Genomic DNA, 20,473 nt, shown 5'->3' with positions numbered 1-20,473 from the left:
CACGCGTCCGGCGCGTCCGACGCCGGCGGACGCGCCGGGGCGGACGCGCCGGGCTACGCGCCCGCGGCGCGGGGCCTCCGGCGCGGCGCCGCCATGAGCGGACGGAGGCCGTTCACGCAGGCGAGGACCGCGGAGCCGTTGTTCATGAGCGTCGCCATGACCGGGTTCAGGAGCCCGGGGATCGACAGCGCGTACGCGACCGCGTTCACGGCGAGGATCATCGTGAAGTTCTGGTGGATGATGCGCATCGCGCTGCGCGAGATGTCGATCGCCTCGACGAGCTTCGACAGGTCGTCCTCCACGAGGACGACGCCGGCCGTCTCGCGGGCGATCTCCGCGCCCGCGGAGACGCAGATCCCGATGTCGGCGTACGAGAGCGCCGGCGAGTCGTTGATGCCGTCCCCGACGACCGCGACGGTGCGGCCCTCCTGCGTGAGCCGGCGCGTGATCTCGGCCTTGTCCTCGGGCAGCATCTCCGCAAAGAACCGCGTGATGCCGAGCTCGAGAGAGACCTGCCGGGCCACCTCGCGGCTGTCGCCCGTCAGCATGACGATGTCGTCGATGCCGCGCTCGCGCAGGCTCCGGATCGTCGCGCGGCTCTCGGCGCGGATCGCGTCGCGGTAGGCGAGCGTGGCGACGTGCCGCCCGTCGACGGCGAGGAAGAGCAGCGACTTCGCCGCGGCCTCGAGCGCCTTCCGGGCGCCGGCCTCGGTGCGGCACGGGATGCCGAGCTCCTCGATGAAGCGCGGGCTGCCGAGCTGCACGACCCGGCCGAGGACCCTCGCCTGCACCCCCCGGCCGACGAGGTAGCGGGACTCCTCCCGGTCCGGCACCGAGAGCCGCCACGCCTCGGCGAGCCGGAGCACCGCCTGCGAGACGGGGTGGGTCTGCCGCGCCGACACCGCGGCGGCGAGCGTCGCCGCCTCGCGCTCGGACAGGGCGTCGTGGACGAGGAAATCGGTCACCTCGGGGACGCCGGAGGTCAGCGTGCCCGTCTTGTCGAACACGACGGTCGACACCTTCGCGAGCTTCTCGAGGTAGGCGCCGCCCTTGATGAGGATCCCGCGCCGCGCCGCGGCGTTCATCGAGGCGAGCACCGTCGTGGGGGCCGAGACGCGCGGGCCGGTGCCGAAGTCGATCGTGAGGATCGCGGAGACGCGGCCGAGATCCCGCGTGGCCGCGAGCACGACGGCCGAGCACGCGAGCGCCGGCGGGACGAGCCGGTTCGCCACGACCTCCGCGTAGTTCTGCGCGCGCGTCTCCAGCGCGGGCGCGCTCTCGATGAGCCGCGCCGTGCTCGCGGCCGTCGTGTCGCCGCCGACCCTGTCGGCGCGGATGTACAGCTTGCCGTCCTTGATGACGGTCGCCGCGAAGCAGCGGTCGCCAGGACCCTTGAGCACGGGCACCGACTCGCCGGTCAGCGTCTGCTGGTCGACGAGCCCCTCCCCGTCGGTGACCGTCCCGTCGACAGGGATCACCGAGCCGGTGTAGACGACGAGGACGTCGCCGACGACGAGCTCGGCCACCGGGACCTGCACCTTGGCGTCGCCGCGGACCACCCACGCGAGGTCCTGCTGGTACCCGAGCAGGCCGCTGATCGCGCGCCGGGCGCGGGCCTGGGTGCGGTCGCGGATGTGGTCGCCGAGCGTGACCAGCCAGATGATGCCGGCGGCGTTGATGGCGTCGCCGGTCGCGACGGCCGAGGCGATCGCGAGGCTGTCGAGCAGGTCGACGTTGAGCTTGCGCTGCCGGGCCACCGAGTCCCACGCCCGCCTGAGGATGGGCAGGGACGTCGCGGCGATGAACGGGTACGCGAGCAGCGGCGAGACGAAGCCGAGCGAGAAGAGCATGCCGGCGCTCGAGAAGTAGAGCGGGCGCCGCGCGAGGGCGGCCGCGAGGCGCGACTCGCGGGCGCGGCGCGCGACGCGCAGCGCCCCGCGCGGGGCCGGCGCCGCGGAGGCCAGCGCGGCGGCGCGCACGATGGCATCGACGTCCACCTGCCGCGGGTCGTGCTCGACGACGGCGCTCGACGCGCCCTCGGCGACGCGCACCGACAGGACCCCCGGCACCGCGGTGAGCCCGGCCTCGAGCAGCGGGCCGAAGGCCTCGTCCCGGCGGAGGCGCGGGAGCCGCAGGCGGACCCTGCCGGGGATGGCGTGGACGACGGAGACCGGCGCGGCCCCGCTCGACAGAAGCGCTGTCATGGCCGCCCCATCTCGCCGCCGGTGGGCGCCCCCGAGCTCGCGAAGAAGCCCTGGATACGGCCGTGGTTCAGCACCACGAACGCGTCGAGTCCATACTTGACCAGCGTGATCCAGTGAGGCGCGCTCGGGGCGCGCCGCAGCAGCACCTGGAGCACCCCGGAGCCGACGAGCAGCCCGGGGATCAGGAGCTTGAGGTCGACCTGCGGCGGCGGTACGGCCTGCGTCGCGGCGTTCAGCCGGTCCGCGGCCTTGACCACGAGGCGCACCGTCCGGTCCGGGCTGGGCGGCTCGACCGGCCCGGCGCAGCGCGGCGGCGGCGAGAGCTCGTCGAGCGCGCGGCAGCCGCAGCCCGAGAGCTCCGGGATCTGCGCGAGCTCGGCGAGGACCTCCTCGAGCGGGACATCGGGCTCGTGCTCGACCGTGAGGCTCCCGGCCCAGGCGCTCGCCCGCGCGTCGACGACGCCGGGGCACGCGCGCGCGAGCTCCGCGATCTCCTCCGCCCGCGCCGGGTCCCGGCGGAGGGCGCCGACGCCGAGGCGCACGCGCCCCGGGATGCAGTGAATGATGAAGACCCCTCGATCGCTCGACATGGCTCACCTCCCGGCCGGCGAGGCCGGGTCACCCGGACACCCCTCTCCTCGGCTCGTCCTCAGCCCGCGGGCGGCTCCATCTTGACGCGCACCCCCGAAGACGCGTCGGCGCCCTGCTGCTGCCGCGCCATCTCGTCCCGCACCTCGGCGGTGAGATCGGCGAGCCGCTCCCTGCCCTCGCCGAGCGCGCTCTTGAGCGCCCCGAGCGCGACGAAGCCGAGCTTCATGGCCCTCTTGACGGTCGGACGGGTGACCCTTGTCAAGCTGGCGAGACCAACACCGATGATGATGCCAAGCCCGAGGCGTTCCATCCCCCCTCCTCTCCTTGAATGACACGAGCGGCGACGCCGAGCAGCGCGCCCTACGGACGACAGAGAACATGACCCCAGAGACACAGAGGACACGGAGGGAGAGAGACAGAAGCGGACCTCTGCTCTCCGCGCCTCCGCGGCTGGCTCCTCTGGATTCCGGGCCGCGCGGGTCGCTAGGGCCGCGCGACGGCGGCCCTTCGCGGCCACGACCAGGACGGGCGCCGCCTCGGGGGCGGCGGCGCCGGATCCGGGAATACGAGAGGGCGCCTTCGAGCGAAAACCCTTGCTTCCGCGACTTCCGTGAGAGCACCCACAAAGGATTTGTAACACTGTAGTCGCTCGATCGCCACGTACATTTCATGTCCACTCGACACCTGACTTGCGTGTCGGCTTACGCGCCGGTTTACGTGGTGGCTACGTGGTGAGTTGCGTGCTGGCGGAGCGTTCTGTCCTGGCCTCCGGCCCGCGCGGCGCCGCGCGGGCCGGCGCTGGACGCGGGGGACGCTCGCGCGCCGGCGTGTCCGTCGCTTCCAGGCGGCGAGCGACCGTGGTAAATTTGTGTACATGCAAGAGGGGCAGCACGAAGAGCCCGCGCGAGAGGGCGGCGGCTCTGTCGTCGCGGAGATCCTGGCGCAGACGGGGATCGGGCCGGCCAGCGCCGCGTACGAGGGCATGGAGCGGGGCGTGAAGGCCGCGCTCCGCGAGGCGGTCCGCCGGCGGGAGGGCGGGGCGGGCGGGGCGGTGATCGACAACGCCCTGGTCGACCTGTGGATCTCCGAGATCGACCAGCGGCTGTCGCGCCAGATCGACGAGATCCTGCACCACCCGACGTTCCAGCGGCTGGAGGCGGCGTGGCGCGGGCTCAAGTTCGCGGTCGATCACATCGACTTTCGCGAGAACATCCGGCTCGAGCTCCTCAACTGCTCGAAGGACGACCTGCTCGCCGATTTCGAGGACTCGTCCGAGGTGGTGAGGAGCGGTCTCTACAAGATCGCCTATTCCTCGGAGTTCGGCTCGTTCGGCGGCAAGCCGTTCGCCGCCATCGTCTCCAACTACGAGTTTGGCCCCGGGCCCCAGGACATCGCGCTCCTCCAGAAGTGCGCGGCGGTGGCGTCGATGGCGCACGCGCCCTTCCTGGCCGTCGCGGGCCCGCAGTTCTTCGGGCTCACGGACTACCGGAAGGTGCCGCACCTCGGCGACATCAAGGCGCTCTTCGAGGGGCCGCAGTACGTGAAGTACAACGCGTTCCGCGAGTCCGAGGACGCCCGCTACGTGGGCCTGCTCCTCCCCCGCTTCCTCCTGCGCCTGCCGTACGGCGCAAGCACCTTGCCGGTCAAGACGTTCTCGTACGAGGAGGACGTCGTCGGCAACCACGCGGCGTACTGCTGGGGCGCCCCGACCTACGCGCTCGCGACCCGGCTCGCCGAGAGCTTCGCGCGCCACCGCTGGTGCCTGCACATCATCGGGCCGCAGTCGGGCGGGACGGTCGAGGGCCTCACGCTGCACGAGTACGAGGCGCTGGGCGCCATCCAGACGAAGATCCCGACCGAGATCATGCTGACCGAGCGCCGCGAGTTCGAGCTCAGCGAGGAGGGCTTCATCGGGCTCACGTTCCGGAAGGACACCGACAACGCGTGCTTCTTCTCCGCGAACTCCATCCAGAAGCCGAAGTTCTTCGGCCAGAGCGAGGAGGGGCGCGCCGCGGAGATCAACTATCGACTCGGCACGCAGCTGCCTTACATCTTCCTCGTGAGCCGGCTCGCCCACTACCTCAAGGTGATGCAGCGCGAGCAGATCGGCACATGGAAGGAGCGCGGCGACCTGGAGCGCGAGCTGAACGCGTGGCTCGGCCAGTATGTCGCGGACATGGATGTCGTGGCGCCCGCGGTGCGCTCGCGCCGGCCGCTCCGCAAGGCCAGGACCGTGGTGACCGAGGTCGAGGGGAGCGCGGGCTGGTACCGGGTGCACCTCGAGGTGCGCCCGCACCTCAAGTACATGGGGGCTTACTTCACCCTGAGCCTGATGGGCAAGCTCGACCGGGAGTGAGGCGGACCGCGCGCCCGGACGGGCGCGCTGGCGCGGACCTCGGCCGACATCACGGGATCCGCGCGGCGCGCGGTCCGTGGTAGAGCGCGGCATGCGCACGCATCGACAGCTTGCCGCTCCCCTCGCGATCACCCTGGCGCTCGCCGCGCTGCCGGCCTGCGGCCCCGCCGCGAGCCCGCCGCCGCTCCCCGCCGCCACGGCGCCCGCGGCGCCCGCGCAGCCGGCGCCCCAGGGCCTGCCCGTGGTCGAGACGAAGCTCGAGAGCGTCGGGCTCGACGAGGCCGCGATCGACCGCTCGGCGAACCCCTGCCAGGACTTCTACCAGTTCGCCTGCGGCGGGTGGCTGGCGAAGGCCGAGATCCCGGGGGACGAGTCGTACTGGATGCGGAGCTTCAACGAGATCGAGAAGCGCAACGAGGCGGAGCTCCGGCGCATCCTCGAGGAGGCCGCGCAGGCCGGCGACAGGGATCCGGTGAGCAAGAAGATCGGGGCCTACTACGGGGCCTGCATGGACGAGGCCGCGGTCGAGGCCGCCGGCGCGAAGCCGATCGCGGACCTCCTCGCGAAGGCGCGGCGCGTGCGCGACGCGAAGGGCGTCGGGGCGCTCGTGACCGAGCTCCACGTCCGCCGCATCTGGGCGCTCTTCGACATCTCCTCCGCGCAGGACATGAAGGACGCGACGCGCGTCATCGCGCAGCTCGACCAGAACGGCCTCGGCCTGCCGGACCGCGACTACTACCTGAACGAGGACGACAAATCGAAGGCGCTCCGCACGAAGTACCAGGAGCACGTCGCGCGGATGATGCGGCTCGCGGGGGCGCAGGAGGCCGCGGCGAAGGCGGCGGCGGCCGACGTGGTGCAGATCGAGACCGAGCTCGCGAAGATCTCGAAGACGCGGGTCGAGCGGCGCGATCCGAAGGGCCTCTACAACAAGCTGGACCGGGCGGCGCTCGCGAAGACGGCGCCGGATTTCCCGTGGGACGCGTACTTCCAGGGGATCGGCCGCCCGGACATCAAGGAGGTGAACGTGACCTCCGTGCGGTTCTTCGAGGGGCTCTCCCGGCTGCTCAAGGCGGCGAAGCCGGCCGCGTGGCAGAGCTACCTCGCGTGGCACGTGGTGCGCTCGACCGCGCCCGCGCTGCCCAAGGCGTTCGTCGACGAGAGCTTCACGCTGCAATCGGCGCTCACCGGGCAGACGGAGGTGCGGCCGCGCTGGAAGCGCTGCGTGGACTCGACCGACAACGCGCTCGGCGAGCTGCTCGCGCAGCCGTTCGTGAAGACGAGCTTCCCCGGCGAGAGCAAGCCGGCGGCCGAGTCGATGGTGCGCGAGATCAGCGACGCGTTCGCGCGCGAGGTCCGGTCGCTCGACTGGATGGATGAGGGCACGAAGCAGCGCGCGCTGACGAAGCTGAGCGCAATGGCGTACCTCATCGGGTATCCCGACAAGTGGAAGACGTACGATTTCGAGGTCGATCCGAGGGCGTACGCGAAGAACGCGCTCGCGGCGCGCGCCTTCCACACGCGGTGGGATCTCGGCAAGATCGACAGGCCGCTCGACCGCGACGAGTGGCAGATGAGCCCGCCCTCCGTGAATGCCTATTATGACCCGCAGCGGAACCACATGGTGTTCCCCGCCGGCATCCTGCAGCCGCCCTTCTACAGCGTGAAGTCGGCCGTGGCGGTGAACCTGGGCGGCATCGGCATGGTGGTGGGTCACGAGCTCACGCACGGGTTCGACGACGAAGGGTCGCAGTTCGACGCGAAGGGCAACCTGGAGGACTGGTGGTCCAAGGACGTGGGCGCGGCGTTCAGGACGAAGACCGGCTGTGTCGACGCGCAGTACTCGGCCTACGAGGCGCTGCCGGGGCTGAAGCTGAACGGCAAGCTGACGCTGGGCGAGAACATCGCCGATCTCGGGGGCCTGAAGCTCGCTTTCATGGCGTACCGCGCGATGCGCAAGGGCGCGGCGGAGCAGACGGTCGCGGGGGGCTTCACGGAGGATCAGCAGTTCTTCCTGGCGCACGGGCAGGCGTGGTGCGGCAAGATGCGCGACGAGGCGCTGCGGCTGATGGTGCAGGTGAACCCGCACTCCCCGCCGCGCTTCCGCGTGAACGGGCCGCTCGCGAACCTCCCGGAGTTCGGCGAGGCGTTCAAGTGCGCGCCCGGCACGCCGATGCGGCCGACCAACATGTGCACGGTCTGGTAGCGCCCGGGGCCGCGCGTTGCCGCGGCCGGCGCCCTCGGTTACAGGCGGATCCATGATCCTGATCGGCCAGTACGATTCGCCTTTCGTGCGCCGCGTCGCCGTGGCGCTCCAGCATCACGGGCTCGCGTACGAGCATCGACCGTGGTCGGTGTGGGCAGACGCGGAGTCCATCGCGCAGTACAACCCGCTCCGGCGCGTGCCGGTGCTCGTGATGGACGACGGCGAGGCGCTCGTGGAGAGCGCGGCGATCCTCGACGCCCTCGACGGCCTGGTGGGGGCCGAGCGCGCGCTCCTGCCGCCCTCGGGCGAGGCGCGCCGCGCCGGCCTGCGGGTCTGCGCGCTCGCCACGGGCTTCGCGGACAAGGCGGTGAGCCTGCTCTACGAGCACGTGCTGCGCGCCGGTGACCGCCGCAGCCCGGTCTGGGTCGACCGCTGCGTCACGCAGATCTCCGAGACGCTCGATCTGCTGGAGCGGGAGCGCGCCGCCCGGGGCGGCGACTTCTGGCTGGGCGCCTTCAGCCACGCCGACATCGCGGTCGCCTGCGCGCTGCGCTTCCTCGGCGAGGCGCACCCGTCGCTGGTCGACACCGCGCGGCGGCCGGCGCTGGCCGCGCACGCGGCCCGCTGCGAGGCGCTCCCGGTGTTCGCCGCGGTGGTCCAGCCGCTGCACGTGGCCGTGTAGCTCGCGACAGCCGGACGGGGACCCTGGGCAGCGGCGCGCGCTCAGCTCTTGGCGGGACGGTTGAAGCGCCCGACGCCTATCTCGTCGGGGGAGCCTTCGCAGAGGACGACATCGTCCGGCGCGGTGAGGTTCTCCTGGGCTGGCTCAGAAGCCGACCCTGGCGAGGAAGGCGTCCTGCGCCGTCGCGGCCACCAGCGAGCCGCCCGCCCATGTCGTCCGGAGCAGGCCGGTGAAGCCATGCAGCAGAGCCGCTGGACCCTGCGTTTGCCACCAGGTGGAACGTCACCACCAGAGCGAGGTCCACTCCTGCTGACGCGATGCTAGCGCGGAGAGATACCCGCGATCTCGCAGGCGAGCTCGGACAGCACCGTCACGGCCGCGCCGTAGCCGCCGGCGTCCTCCGAGCTCGCGTTGCCCAGGAGGCTCCGCCTGTAAACCCCCTGAGCGATCGCGGCGAGGCGGAAGATGCCGAAGGCCATGAAGTACGGCCACGCCTCGATGCGGTCGCGACCGGACAGCTTGCAGTAAGAGGCGACCATCTCGTCCTCGGTCGGGATCCCGAGCGACGCGACGTCGACCCCGGCGAGACCGCCGCGACCAGGGAGGTTGACGCGATAGCCCATGCAGGCGTACGCGAGATCGCTCACCGGATGTCCGAGCGTCGAGAGCTCCCAGTCGAGCGTCGCTATCGCCTCGGGCGGAGAACCGGACGAAAATACGAGGTTGTCAATCCGGTAGTCGCCGTGGACGAGCGTCGTCTCGTCGTGCGCCGGGACGTTCGCGGACAGCCACCGCATGAGCGCCTCCATCGCCGGCATCTCGCCCGTGCGCGAGGCCTCGTACTGCTTCGACCAGCGGTCTACCTGCCGCGCGACGAAGCCGCCGACCTTGCCGTAGTCCGCGAGCCCCACGGCGGCGTGATCGACGCGGTGGAGCGCCGCGAGGACACGGATGTATTCGGCATAGATGGCGCGGCGGTCTCCGGCGGTCCCGAGCTCGGGCAAGACAGGATCCCAGAAGATGCGTCCGGCGACATACCGCATGACGAAGAACGGTGTGCCGATCACCGAGCTGTCCTCGCAGAGGGCGAGCGCCTCCGGTACGGGCACCGCCGTGTCGCGGAGAGCGCGCAGGATCCGGTGCTCGCGCTCGACGGCGTGCGCGGAGGGAAGGAGCTTGCCGGGCGGCTTCTTCCGCACGACGAGCTCCAGACCTCCGCCCGACCCGCCGTCGACGCCCACCCAGTACGTCGGGTTCGACTGGCCGCCCTTGAACTGGGCCACGGCCACGGCGCCTCCCGCGCAGCCTTCGACGTGCTCGGCGAGCCAGCGACCGAGGGCCGCCTCGTCGATCCGGTGCGCCTCGCGCGGCGCGCGCGTGTTGGTCGGCGGGGTGAGAGCCATCGCGCGTCCCACCCTATCACGCAGCCCATCGGCCTCCTATACTGCCGCCGTGACGATCTCCTTCGATCTGTCCCCCGAGCTGGCTGATCTCCGCGGCCGCGTGCGCGCGTTCGTCGACCAGCACGTCATTCCGAGCGAGCCTGCGATCCTCGAAGAGGATCGCGAGCGACGGAAGGACACGCTGACGGCGCTCCGCGAGCGCGCGCGGGCCGCGGGCCTCTTCGTTCCGCACCTGCCCGTGGAGCACGGCGGGCTGGGGCTCGGCATCATGGGCATGTGCGCGCTATTTCGCGAGATGGGCCGCTCTCCGCTCGGCGCGGCCTGCTTCAACTGCGACGCTCCGGATCAGGGCAACATGGACCTCCTGCTCAAGGCGGCCTCGCCCGCGATCCGCGCGAAGTACCTCGCGCCGCTCGCCCGCGCCGAGATCACGAGCGGCTTCGCGATGACCGAGCCCGCCCCCGGCGCCGGCGCCGATCCGTCGAACCTGCGCACGAAGGCGACCAGGGTCGACGGCGGCTGGGTGATCGACGGCCACAAGTGGTATACGACCGGCGGCGGCGAGGCGGCGTTCCTCATCGTGATGGCGCGGACGTCCGACGATCCTCGCACCGGCGCGACGATGTTCGTCGTCGATCGTCACGCCGAGGGCGTCGAGCACGTGCGCGACATCCCCGTGATGAGCCCGCCGATGCTCGCGCACCGCGAGGCCGAGCTCCGCTTTCACGCCGTGCGCGTCGGCGACGACGCGGTCCTCGGCGGCGTCGGCGAGGGCTTCCTCCTCGCGCAGCGGCGCCTCGTGCCGGCGCGCCTCACGCACTGCATGCGCTGGCTGGGCTGGGCCGACCGCGCGCTCGCGATGTGCCGCGAGTACGTCGTCACGCGGGAGAGCTTCGGCAAGCCGCTCGCGCACCACCAGATGATCCAGAAGAAGATCGCCGACGCGGCGTCCGGCATCCACGCCGGCAACCTGATGACGCTTCACTGCGCGGCGATGCTCGAGCAAGGCAAGGAGAAGGAGGCGCGCCCCTACTCCTCGATGGCGAAGAACCATGTCGCGCGGCTCCTCTGCCAGGTGCTCGACGACGCGATCCAGATGCACGGCTCGCTCGGATACAGCGAGGACATGCCGTTTTCTCTCTGGTATCGCTTCGCCCGGTCCGCTCGCATCGCCGACGGGCCGGACGAGGTCCACGACGTCGTCGTCGCGCGCGACTTCCTGCGAGGCACGTTGACGACGTTGATCTGAGGGGGCGGTCTCCGGCGGTATATCGAACGACAGCGACCGTCCCCACGCGGGCTGGGCCCATGCTGGAGCCCAGCTGTCCTCGCGCGCGGCGCATTCTGGACCGATCGTTCCAGAACGATCGGTGGTGAGGCTGGGCTGGTGAGGCTCGGTCGAGCCCGCTTCCGGTGTGGCCCGACGGTGGCGCGCCAAGCCGGGCCGCGCGCCGGGCGCCCGCATCGTCTTGTCAGCGTGGTGCTCGGCCGGGTCGGTCAGCGATCGAGCGCACCGTCCGCAGAGAGCGCGCGCTGCACGAGCGCGCGCAGATCGGAGAGGCCCGCCCCCTCGAGCGGCGCGGCCCCGGTGTCCAGCGACGCGGGATCCACGCCCCGGCCGAGCGCGTCGAGGAGCCAGCGCGCCGTGAGGACATCGCCGCCGAGCCACGCGCGCGCCGGCGCCCCGCCGAGCGCGGCGGCCTCGATCCAGCCGATCGGCACCCGCGCGAGCACCGCGGGGCCGGCGCCCGGCGGCGCCGGGTCGTCGGGCGCGGTGATCGGCTGGAGCCGCTCGGCCTCGAGCTCCGGCGCGCCGCCGTCGATCAGCGGGAGCCCCGCGCGCAAGGCGATCTCCTCGACGACGGTGCGCGCGAGCGCCTCGGGCGAGGAGCGCGCCGGGAGCACCTCGGCGAGCGCCGCCGGCGCCTTGCCGAGCCAGCGGTCGACGGCGCGCTCGTCAGGCGCCGCGAGCTCGGCCGGGATCGCGAGCGGCGCGTCGTGGCCGGCGAGGACCTCGATGAGGACCGCGCCGTCCTCCGCGGCGTCGACGCCGAGCAGCGCGGCGGGGCGGTGCTGCAGCGATATCCACTCGCGCCCGAAGTAATGCGCCGGCGCGCCGGCGCGGGTGAAGCCCCGGAGGAAGCCGCGCACGTTGCGGTTCAGCAGCGTCCGGGCCGTGGCGTCGGGCGCCAGCGCGGCGACGTGCGGCAGCGCCAGCGTCCAGAGGACGCCGCGCCCGCCGAGGAACGCGGCCGTGCCGGTCGTCGAGCGCCGGAAGACCGGCGCGCCGCGCGCCGCGCAGGCGGAGAGGTCGACCACGCGCCCGGCGCGCTGGGCCGCGCCGAGCACCACCGCGGGGCCCTCGACGAGGCTCGCGGCGAGCCACGGCGCCGCGGGCGCCGAGCGGGCGCGCGCGAGCAAGGCGGGGCCGAGCGCGAGCGCGTCCGCGAGCGGACGATGGGCAGGCGGGAGGGAGCGCATGGCGAGCCTCGAGTATGCTCCCTCGCGCGCACCGGTGATACCATCGCCCCATGGTGACCGAAGAAGAGCTGGCAGAGCAGCGCGTCGGCACACGGATCGGCCCATGGGCGGTGGAGCGCGTCCTCGGGGTCGGCGGCATGGCGAGCGTCTTCTATTGCCGCCGCGCCGACGGGTGCGTGGCGGCGGTCAAGGTCCTGCACGCCGAGCTCGCCGAGCTCGACGAGGTGCGGAAGCGGTTCCTGCGCGAGGGGCCGATCGGGAACGCGCTCGCCGCCGTGGCGCCGCTCTGCGAGGGGCTCCCGCAGGTGCTGGAGTCGGGGGCCACCGACGACGGCGCGGTCTACATGGCGATGGAGATGCTCGAAGGAGAGACCGTGTTCGACCGCATGGTCCGGCACGGGACGCTCCCTGTCGGCCAGGTGATCGCGCTCGCCGAGCGCGTCCTCGACGTGCTGATCGTGGCGCACGACCACGGCATCGTTCACCGCGATCTCAAGCCCGAGAACCTGCACATCGGCAATGACGGGCGCGTGCGCGTGCTCGACTTCGGCCTCGCGCGCGTCCTCGATCCGTTGCTCGAGGACGTCGCCGGCGTGCCGGAGATGACGAAGACCAGCACGGGCGTGTCGATCGGCACCGACGACTACATGGCGCCCGAGCAGGGCCTGGGCCTCATCCGCGAGATCGACGGCCGGACGGACCTCTTCGGCCTCGGCGCGACGATGTTCCGCCTGCTCGCGGGCCGCACGATCCACGGCAAGCTGGAGGACGCGCACCTGCTCATCGCCGTCGCCACCGAGAAGGCGCCGCCCCTCGCGCAGCACGCCCCCACGGCGCCGCCCGGCCTGTGCGCCGTCGTGGACCGCGCCCTCGCCTTCCAGAAGCAGGAGCGGTACCCCGACGCGAGGACGATGCGCGCCGACCTCGCGGCCTTGCGCGCGGGCCGCGAGCCGCCGTATGCGACGGCCGCGGCGAGGGGGCGCGGGTAGCCGGGGGCCCGGCGACGGGCGGCCTGCGGCGCGCGTCGCCGGGCACCGTCACCTCCCCTGGGAGCGCGCTGGCCAGCTCCGCCGCGCCCGTGCTCGCGGGTCGACAGGCTCACGGTTCCAGCGGCGACCAGGGACATGTTTTCGCGTCGACCGTGCTCGGCACGATCTGGGCTTATCACCTCAACGGCGGCAGCCACGGCCCTCACTTCCTCGAGAGATACGTGTCTCTCACCTGGGTTTGATCGCTGCGGTTCACGGTGATCGTGATGCTCCCCGTCTGGCTGCCTGCGTATGTCACCGCACAGGCGCGCTCCTGCACAGTCACATCCTGCCGAGCCAGCATGCGATGTGGCACATCGTGCGAGCGCCATCGGCGCCACGGCGCTGACGCACCTGGTGTGATGGCTGCGCCATCGCGCGCCGCGCTTGTAACCGATCACATCGAGTCGAGACGCTGATAAGGTGGACGCGCGGCACGGGAGCGTTCGGCTGAGTGTCGTGGGGGAGCACCTTGCGGAGTCACGACATTCGTCTGCATGGCGAGTCGATGCGGCCTGGCGTCGAGGTCCAACCCAGCCCGCTCTCCGATGGGCGCGCGCACCCCGGAGGTCATCCACTCTCCCACTCCCCGAGCACCCATGTGACGCAGGCTCGCCAGGGCCGAGAAAGCGGACCTTCCATGCAGAGCTGGATAGACCCGGAGCACCAGGCGATGACGAGGAGCGCCGCGAAGGCGCTCAAGGTAAACGCCCTGCACAACCGCAGCGGCCTCCCTCCGTTCCGGCTTCCGCAGGTCGCGCAGCAGGTCCTCGCCGAGCTGCTCCGCTTCGTCTCTGCCGGCGACACGGCGCCCGCCCTGTCGCTCGGGCACAAGCTCGGAGCCCAGGGCCTCGGCCTGCGCGCCGTGCTCGGGCTGAGCCGCGCCCTCGTGCGCGAGGTGCTGGCGCGCCTGCCCGACAGGACGCCCGGAGCGCTGGAGGAGGCGGCGCGCGTCAACGACTGTCTGACGCTGATCGTGGACGCGGTGGCGGAGCAGGAGCGGCGCGAGATCGGCGTCCAGCGCGACGAGATGCAGGTCGCGCTCGAGCGCGCCATACAGAACCGCGAGCGCGAGCTGCGCCGCATGATCATGGAGCTCTCGACGCCGATCATGCCCGTGTACGACCACATCGTGGTGCTGCCGCTCATCGGGAAGCTCGATATCGAGCGGGCGGACAGGATCACCGAGTTCCTCTTGCGGGACGTGGTGGAGCGGCGAACGCGCACCGCGATCATCGATGTGACCGGCGTGCCGGCCGTGGACGAGGTGGTCGTCGCCGCGCTCGTGCGCACCGCGCGCGCGCTCACCCTCCTCGGCACCCACCCGGTGCTCGTCGGCATCCGCCCCGAGATCGCGCGCGCGCTGAGCGACCAGAGCGCCGGCCTCGCGGGCATCGTCGTCCTCGCCGACCTTCAAAGCGGTATCCTCTATGCGCTGCGGCGGGAGGGGCTCGAGGTACGCAGCAGCCCCCGCTCGCAGCGCGCGCCCGCGCACTCGTACCGCGGCCGCTGACGCGCGCGCCGCCAGCTCGCTCCAGGAGGGAACGATGGAGATCGACACCAGCAAACCGCACATCGGTCGGGTCTATGACTACGTCCTCGGAGGGCACCATAACTACGAGGTGGATCGCCACACGGCCACCGAGATGATGAAGATCGTGCCGACCTACCCGAAATGGGCGAAGCTCAACCGCTGGTTCATCCAGCTCGTGGGGCAGCGATGGGCCGACACGGGGATCACGAGCGTGCTCGATCTCGCCTCGGGGCTGCCGACGCAAGGCCACCTCAACGACTACCTGCCGGAGGCGCGCATCCTGTTCTCGGACATCGATCCGGTGAGCGTGATCTACGGCGAACAGCTCCTGGCTGACAGGCCCAACATGCGCTACATTCAGGCCGATCTGCGCGAGCCGTCACCCTTGCTCGCGGCGGCGGCGCAGTTCTTCGGCGCGGACCGGCGCATCGCGGTGGGGAGCATCGGCATCCTGTACATGATGAGCGATGAGCACACGCGCGATCTCCTGCAGAGGATGCACGCGTTCTGCGCCAGCGGCAGCACGCTGGCCCTCAGCTTCGCCGTGGCGCGCGGGGCCACCGCCGGGCACCAGCTGAACGGCGCCTCGTCCCTCGCCGGGCAGAAGATCTACCTGCGCACGCCCGAGGAGATGGCGGCGCTCGTGGCGCCGTGGAAGGTGAGCGAGTGCCGGCCCCTCGTGGAGTGGCTCGACATGGAGGACTTCCTGACCCCCGCGGAGATGGAGTCGAACCCGTTCGAGATGATGGGCTTGATCGCGCACCACTGAAGTGTCGCCGCGCCCGTCCGCGCCGCCAGGGCCGAGGAGCCCTGTTCTTTGCGCAGCGCGGGGATCCCGCCGGGCTCACCTGACCCTCGCTCCTGCGGATCGTTCTGGACCGATCGTTCTGGAATGATCAGTCCAGAATGAGCCGCACGAGCGGAGGGCACCTGGGCTCGCCCCCCGCTCCTGAGAGGACCGTTCTGGAATGATCAGTCCAGAATGAGCCGCAGCAGCGGAGGCACCTGGGCTCGCGCGTGATCCCTGCTCGTACCGCGAGGCCAACAGGGGCTCCTCGGGCCGCACAGCGCTGTGAGACCTCCCGCACGACAAGGGATGAACTCGGGCGGCGAGGTACTAGCCTTGCCCCCGTGGATCCGTCCGACCCCGTGACCCGGTACCTGCCGACCCTCGGGCGCGCCCGCGCGGAGGGCCTCGCGCTGCCGCCCGGCGCGCCGGCCGAGGAGCGCCGCGTGGCCGCGCTGGTGGTGCTCGCGTCGCTCGTGCGCCGCGAGGGCTGGGCCGAGGTCGTCGATCTCAGCCCGGAGGCCGCGGGGCAGCTCGAGGCCGGAGAGCCGCCGCTCCCGCGCGCCTTCGAGGCCCGCGCGCACCGGCGCCTCGCCGAGGATCTCGGCCTGTGGCCCTGCCCCGCGTGCAGCGGCGCCGGGGCGAAGCTCATCTTCTGCGCGACCTGCCTGGGCGACGGCCACGTGCGGCGGGTGCGCCTCCGCTACGTGCAGGACCGCCTGATCGAGGTGCGCGAGCTCTATGCCCCGCCCGAGATGTCCTTCGTGCCGGCGCTGTTCACGCTCGATGGCGCCCTGAAGCGCGCCCTGGGCGAGGCCGATCCCCCCGAGCCGCTGCGCTGCCTCGACCTCCGCCCCCGCGCGACGCGCACAGCGTACCGCGGCGGCGCCGACCGGGTGGTCGAGCCGGATTTTTACACCCACCGCTTTGCCGGCACGATCGAGTGCGCGACGGCTGGCCTCGCCGCGCTCGCCGCCGGCGGCCGCGTCGTGGCGCAGGCGGTGCGGGCCTACGCGTGGCCGCTGCTCTGGCTGCGCTACGGCCCCGGCGAGCCCGCGCGCGACGCGGTCGTCTTCCCCGATCTCACCGGCGCGCTCCAGGTCTTCGCGGGCGCGAGCCCGGGCGGGCGCGAGGGCTCGCGCGCCGTCACGGCATGAGGCGCAGCATCCCCATCATGCCTGCCTCGGCGTGGTCGAGGATGTGGCAATGGAACATCCACATTCCTGGCCGGTTGTCGTAGCGGACCACGAAGCGCGTCGTGCCGTCGACAGGCACGTTCACCGTGTCCTTCCACTCCAGCGGCCTGGCCGGCTGCCCGTCGGCGCCGAGCACCTGGAAGAAGAAGCCGTGCAGGTGGAACGGGTGGTCGAACACAAACGTGTTCTCTACCGTCCACACCGCTGTCTCGCCCACCGCCGCCATGAGCGGCTCCGCCTCCCACGAGGGCACGCCGTTGATGCCCATCACGAGGTCGCCCGGGCCCTCCTGCAGCGTGAGCTGCAGATCGACGCGCCTCGCCGCCGACGTGTCGAGCGCCGAGATGGCCCGCGCTACCTCGGGGAGCGGCTCGTCCTCGGCCGCCGGCTCGTCCGCGAGGTGGAGCCGGAAGGCCTCGACCTCCGGCCGCCCGAAGATGGCGCCATAGCCGCGGTCGTAGGGCACCCAGCGCACCGAGAGCGTCGAGCCCGGCGCGCCGCGCGGCTCGACCAGCACGTCGGCGCGCTCGCCGGGCGTGAGGACGATCCTGTCCATCTGGACGGGGTGCTCCAGGAGCCCGCCGTCGCCGCCGACGCGCGTGAAGCGGTGATCGGCGATCACGAGCTGGTAATAACGGGTCTTGGCCGCGTTGACGAGCCGCCACCGCTGCCTGAGCCCGGCGCGCGCCTCGATCACCGGGTTGACGCGGCCGTTGATCAGCAAGAGGTCGCCCTCGCGCCCGAACAGCGTGCCAAAGTTACCGCCCGAGTTCGGGTCCACGAGCGCGCCGTCCTCGTCCACGCCCATATCGCTGAGCACGAGGACGAGCTCGTCCCCGAGCGCCGCAGGCTCGCTCGGGTCCTCGACGAGCAGCGGGCCATAAAGGCCGTTGCCCGCCTGAACGGCGGAGTCGACGTGCGGGTGATACCAGTAGAGCCCCGCGTCAGGCACGATGAAGTCGTACGTGAAGCCGCCGCCCGGCGGCGTCTCGGGCTGGCTGTGCCCGGGCGCGCCATCCATCGACGCCGGCAGGCGCACGCCGTGCCAGTGAACCGTCGTGGGCGCCGGGAGCTCGTTGCGGAAGTGCACGATCAAGCGATCTCCGGCCCTGGCGCGGAGCAGCGGGCCAGGGACGCCGCCGTCGTAGGTCCAGGCCGGCGTCCGCTTGCCGGGGACGAGCTCGAGCTCCTCGACGCGGGCCGTCAGCTCGACCTCGACGACCCCCTCCGTCGCGTCGAGATCTCGCGGCGGGCGCAGCGCCACCGCGCTGTCCCACCCCTCGGGCTGCGCCGGGGGATCGCCCGCGCAGCCGGCCGCGGCGGCCGCGAGCAGGAGGCCAATACGAAGCATCGTCTTCGCGCGCTGCATGAAGTCGACCCGGGTCGCTATTTCGGCCACGTGAACCGGAAGACGGCGCCCTCGCCGAGCGCCGACTCGACCCACACCCGCCCGCCCCGCGTCTCGACGATCTTCTTGACGACCGAGAGGCCGATGCCGGCCCCCTCGACCTTGTCGCGGGCCTCGAGCGTCTGGAAGATGCCCCAGATGCGCTCGTGGTACTCGGGCGCGATGCCAGGGCCGTTGTCGGTGACGGTGAACTCGTACGCGTCGCCCGCGTCCCGGGCGCGCAGCTGGACTTGCGGATCGGGGCGGTTCAGCGTCGAGAACTTGATGGCGTTGCCGAGCAGGTTCATGAACACCTGCTGCAGCGGCACCCGCTCGGCCGTGAGCGTGGGCAGCGCCGGCTGCACGTCGAGCCGCACGTGATCCGGCGGCGCGAGGAGGTCCAGCACGTCCCTCACCATCGCCACCGTGTCCACCGGCGCGGCCGCCTCCCGCACCCGCCCCGCCCGGGAGTAGGCGAGGATGCCGTCGATCAGCGCCTCCATGCGGTGGACGCGCCCGAGGAGCAGCTTCACGTGCTCGTGAGAGCCGGCCGACAGCTGCTCGCCGACGTCTTCCTGGATCCACTGCGCCAGGCTCGCGATCCCGCGGAGCGGCGCCTTGAGGTCGTGCGACGTGACGTACGCGAACCGGTCGAGCTCGCGGTTCGACTGCTCCAGCGCCTGCGTGAGGCGCGTGAGCTCCGCGGCCCGCTGCTCCGCCTGCTGGCGCGCGCGCACGATGTCCGTGACCTCGATCGCGTGCGTCATGACGCCGAAGGCGCTGCCGTCCTCGCCGATGAGCGGCTGGTAGACGAAGTTGAAGTACGCCTCCTCGACCCGCCCGAAGCGCTCCACCCGCACGGGGGCCTCGTTGCCGATGTACGGCTCGCGCGTCGCGAGCACCTGGTCGTACAGCGCCGGGAAGCCCTGCTCGATGAGGTCCGGGAACGCCTCCCGCACCGTCCTGCCGAGCAGCGGGCGATCCCCGGTCACGTGCGCGTAGAGGGGGTTGGCGGCCTCGATGAGGTGCGTGGGCCCGCGCGTCACCATGATCGCCGCCGGCGCCTGCTGGAACACGTCGTTCAGCCGGTTGCGCTCGAGCTCCAGCTGCCGCTGGAGGCGGTGCTGCTCGGTGACGTCACGGGCGGTGAGCACCACGCCGATCTGCCCGCCTCCGTCGCCGTAGACCGGCACGGCGCTGCCCTGGATACGGCGCGGCGGCGCGCCAGAGCTCCGCACGATCCACGCCTCGTCGATCACCCGCTCGCCCCGCTGCGCCCGCGCCGCGGGGCTCTCCTCGGCCGGGTACGGCGTGCCGTCGAGCCGGTCGAGCGAGATCCGCTCCGCTTGCTCGGCGAACGTCGCCCCGGCGCGGAGCTCCGGATAGAGGGAGCGCGCCATGTCGTTGAGGAAGTTGATCCGGCCCTCGCTGTCGAAGGTCACCACCGCGTCGGCGATCTGGCCCAGCATGGCCGCCCGCTCCGCCGCGAGCTCCTCGACGCGCCTGCGGGCGAAGACCTGCTCGGTCGTGTCGACCGCGTGGGCCATGATGCCGAAGACGCTCCCGCTCGGGTCCTTCAGCGGCTGGTAGATGAAGTCGAGGTAGACCTCTTCCAGCGTGCCGTCGCCGCGGCGGTCGAGCTTCACGAGCGCCTCGTGGGCCACGTACGGCTTGCCGGTGCGCCGCACCGAGTCGAGGAGCTCCAGGAACCCCTGGTCCACGACCTCGGGCAGCGCCTGCCGCACCGGCTTGCCGACCACGTCGCGCCCGCCGACGAGCGCGATGTAGTGCGGGTTGGCCACGGTGAAGGTGTGCTCCGGCCCCTCGAGCACGGCGATGATCGCCGGCACCTGCATGAACACCTCGTAGAGGCGCTCGCGCTCCGCCTTGGCCTCGGCCAGGGCGCGGTCGCGCTGGATCCGGGTCCGCACCTCCTGGGTCACGTCGAAGACCGTCACGAAGACGCCGCCCACCGCGCCCGACTCGTCGCGGACGGGGTTGTAGCAGAGCGTGAGGTGATACTCCTCCACCTGGCCGTGCGGCGCGAGCGGGTACATCGTCTCCTCGAAGGAGACCGTCTCGCCGCTGAAGATGCGCGGATAGATGCTCTCGTTGATGTGCCAGACCTCTGGCCAGCACTCCCGGTTGCCCTGCCCGAGCCCCGCCGGGTGCTTGGCGCCCATGAGCAGCCGGTACCCGTCGTTGTAGATCTGCACGAGCTCGGGCCCCCAGAGCACGATCATCGGAAAGCTCGAGCCGAGGACGATGCTCACCGCCGTCTTCAGGCTCTGCGGCCAGCGCTCGACAGGGCCGAGCCGCGTCGCGCCCCAGTCCTTCGCCCGGCAGCGCGCGCTCAGCTCGCTCGCGCCCGGGAAGATGTCCTCGATGGAGGTCGCGGGGCGGCCTCCACCAGCGGCCATGGCGGCCTCTGCGGGGGCGAGCGGCGTGGGCGAGGTTGGTTTCATGCCTTGATGTCCGTGTGGACAGACGAGCGCACGCATCCCTGGACGTCAAGGTCCATCGGCCCGCGCATTTCCCCCGCCTCCCGAGCCGAGCTCATCACCAGGGCGCGCCGGGAGCGCGATATCTGCCCGAGCGCCCCTGCCGCCGCCCCGCGC

Annotated in this window: 15 protein-coding genes; 8 read left to right on the top strand and 7 right to left on the bottom strand. The window is 71.9% G+C overall.

Annotated elements, in window-relative coordinates:
• Positions 1-53 precede the first annotated feature (53 nt).
• From WME89_RS09360 to WME89_RS09350, 3 genes are read right to left on the bottom strand one after another with little or no spacing between them, the layout of a single operon-like run.
• Positions 54-2,204, bottom strand: a complete 2,151-nt coding sequence (locus WME89_RS09360) for a heavy metal translocating P-type ATPase (protein ID WP_438008872.1) — start codon at positions 2,202-2,204, stop codon at positions 54-56.
• Positions 2,201-2,794 (bottom strand): hypothetical protein, encoded by a 594-nt coding sequence (locus tag WME89_RS09355; protein ID WP_438008871.1) that lies wholly within the window; start codon positions 2,792-2,794, stop codon positions 2,201-2,203. The genes WME89_RS09360 and WME89_RS09355 overlap by 4 nt, the downstream gene beginning before the upstream one ends.
• Positions 2,795-2,853: 59 nt before the next feature.
• On the bottom strand, positions 2,854-3,021 hold the full coding sequence (locus WME89_RS09350; RefSeq protein WP_437624781.1) for a hypothetical protein: 168 nt from the start codon (positions 3,019-3,021) through the stop codon (positions 2,854-2,856).
• Between the two features lie 648 nt (positions 3,022-3,669).
• Here WME89_RS09350 and tssC point away from each other — a divergent pair.
• The 3 genes from tssC to WME89_RS09335 all read left to right on the top strand — a co-directional run bounded on the left by tssC (position 3,670) and on the right by WME89_RS09335 (position 8,039).
• Complete coding sequence (gene tssC / locus WME89_RS09345; protein ID WP_438008870.1) at positions 3,670-5,151, top strand: type VI secretion system contractile sheath large subunit; 1,482 nt, start codon at positions 3,670-3,672, stop codon at positions 5,149-5,151.
• 91 nt (positions 5,152-5,242) lie between these two features.
• Positions 5,243-7,357: a M13 family metallopeptidase gene (locus tag WME89_RS09340; protein WP_438008869.1), complete on the top strand. Its 2,115-nt coding sequence runs from the start codon at positions 5,243-5,245 to the stop codon at positions 7,355-7,357.
• A gap of 52 nt (positions 7,358-7,409) precedes the next feature.
• On the top strand, positions 7,410-8,039 hold the full coding sequence (locus WME89_RS09335) for a glutathione S-transferase family protein (protein WP_438008868.1): 630 nt from the start codon (positions 7,410-7,412) through the stop codon (positions 8,037-8,039).
• Between the two features lie 320 nt (positions 8,040-8,359).
• On the opposite strand, the gene WME89_RS09330 is transcribed toward WME89_RS09335, so the two are convergent.
• Positions 8,360-9,442 carry a phosphotransferase family protein gene (locus WME89_RS09330; protein ID WP_438008867.1) on the bottom strand — a complete coding sequence of 361 codons (1,083 nt, stop codon included), beginning with the start codon at positions 9,440-9,442 and terminating at the stop codon, positions 8,360-8,362.
• A 49-nt stretch (positions 9,443-9,491) separates the two neighbouring features.
• Between WME89_RS09330 and WME89_RS09325 the strand changes: the two genes are divergently transcribed.
• Positions 9,492-10,691 carry an acyl-CoA dehydrogenase family protein gene (locus WME89_RS09325; protein ID WP_438008866.1) on the top strand — a complete coding sequence of 400 codons (1,200 nt, stop codon included), beginning with the start codon at positions 9,492-9,494 and terminating at the stop codon, positions 10,689-10,691.
• Positions 10,692-10,939: 248 nt separating this feature from the next.
• Here WME89_RS09325 and WME89_RS09320 read toward each other — a convergent pair whose 3' ends face one another.
• Positions 10,940-11,923, bottom strand: a complete 984-nt coding sequence (locus WME89_RS09320) for a lipoyl protein ligase domain-containing protein (RefSeq protein WP_438008865.1) — start codon at positions 11,921-11,923, stop codon at positions 10,940-10,942.
• 50 nt (positions 11,924-11,973) lie between these two features.
• On the opposite strand from WME89_RS09320, the gene WME89_RS09315 reads away from it, so the two are divergent.
• From WME89_RS09315 to WME89_RS09300, 4 genes are all read left to right on the top strand, one after another.
• Positions 11,974-12,912, top strand: a complete 939-nt coding sequence (locus tag WME89_RS09315) for a serine/threonine-protein kinase (RefSeq protein ID WP_438008864.1) — start codon at positions 11,974-11,976, stop codon at positions 12,910-12,912.
• Between the two features lie 679 nt (positions 12,913-13,591).
• Entirely contained in the window at positions 13,592-14,464 is an 873-nt protein-coding gene (locus WME89_RS09310; RefSeq protein WP_438008863.1) for an STAS domain-containing protein, read from the top strand.
• Between the two features lie 34 nt (positions 14,465-14,498).
• Complete coding sequence (locus tag WME89_RS09305) at positions 14,499-15,254, top strand: SAM-dependent methyltransferase (protein ID WP_438008862.1); 756 nt, start codon at positions 14,499-14,501, stop codon at positions 15,252-15,254.
• Positions 15,255-15,616: 362 nt separating this feature from the next.
• Positions 15,617-16,429 carry a hypothetical protein gene (locus WME89_RS09300; protein WP_438008861.1) on the top strand — a complete coding sequence of 271 codons (813 nt, stop codon included), beginning with the start codon at positions 15,617-15,619 and terminating at the stop codon, positions 16,427-16,429.
• On the opposite strand, the gene WME89_RS09295 is transcribed toward WME89_RS09300, so the two are convergent.
• Together WME89_RS09295 and WME89_RS09290 are read right to left on the bottom strand one after the other, a co-directional pair.
• Positions 16,419-17,867 (bottom strand): multicopper oxidase family protein, encoded by a 1,449-nt coding sequence (locus tag WME89_RS09295; RefSeq protein ID WP_438008860.1) that lies wholly within the window; start codon positions 17,865-17,867, stop codon positions 16,419-16,421. The genes WME89_RS09300 and WME89_RS09295 overlap by 11 nt on opposite strands.
• Positions 17,855-20,320, bottom strand: coding sequence for a PAS domain-containing protein (locus WME89_RS09290; protein WP_438008859.1), 2,466 nt, complete (start codon positions 20,318-20,320; stop codon positions 17,855-17,857). The genes WME89_RS09295 and WME89_RS09290 overlap by 13 nt, the downstream gene beginning before the upstream one ends.
• Positions 20,321-20,473: the final 153 nt, after the last annotated feature.

This window comes from Sorangium sp. So ce321 (assembly GCF_051530195.1).
GTDB lineage: Bacteria > Myxococcota_A > Polyangia > Polyangiales > Polyangiaceae > Sorangium.
This window is presented reverse-complemented; position numbering and strand designations above follow the sequence as displayed.

Excerpts from the sequence above, each read along its gene's own strand:
- WME89_RS09360 (WP_438008872.1), bottom strand. The coding sequence starts at position 2,204 with ATGACAGCGCTTCTGTCGAGCGGGGCCGCGCCGGTCTCCGTCGTCCAC.
- WME89_RS09350 (WP_437624781.1), bottom strand. The coding sequence starts at position 3,021 with ATGAAGCTCGGCTTCGTCGCGCTCGGGGCGCTCAAGAGCGCGCTCGGC.
- WME89_RS09305 (WP_438008862.1), top strand. The coding sequence starts at position 14,499 with ATGGAGATCGACACCAGCAAACCGCACATCGGTCGGGTCTATGACTAC.
- WME89_RS09290 (WP_438008859.1), bottom strand. The coding sequence starts at position 20,320 with ATGAAACCAACCTCGCCCACGCCGCTCGCCCCCGCAGAGGCCGCCATG.
- tssC (WP_438008870.1), top strand. The coding sequence starts at position 3,670 with ATGCAAGAGGGGCAGCACGAAGAGCCCGCGCGAGAGGGCGGCGGCTCT.
- WME89_RS09335 (WP_438008868.1), top strand. The coding sequence starts at position 7,410 with ATGATCCTGATCGGCCAGTACGATTCGCCTTTCGTGCGCCGCGTCGCC.
- WME89_RS09330 (WP_438008867.1), bottom strand. The coding sequence starts at position 9,442 with ATGGCTCTCACCCCGCCGACCAACACGCGCGCGCCGCGCGAGGCGCAC.
- WME89_RS09320 (WP_438008865.1), bottom strand. The coding sequence starts at position 11,923 with ATGCGCTCCCTCCCGCCTGCCCATCGTCCGCTCGCGGACGCGCTCGCG.
- WME89_RS09310 (WP_438008863.1), top strand. The coding sequence starts at position 13,592 with ATGCAGAGCTGGATAGACCCGGAGCACCAGGCGATGACGAGGAGCGCC.
- WME89_RS09355 (WP_438008871.1), bottom strand. The coding sequence starts at position 2,794 with ATGTCGAGCGATCGAGGGGTCTTCATCATTCACTGCATCCCGGGGCGC.
- WME89_RS09340 (WP_438008869.1), top strand. The coding sequence starts at position 5,243 with ATGCGCACGCATCGACAGCTTGCCGCTCCCCTCGCGATCACCCTGGCG.
- WME89_RS09315 (WP_438008864.1), top strand. The coding sequence starts at position 11,974 with ATGGTGACCGAAGAAGAGCTGGCAGAGCAGCGCGTCGGCACACGGATC.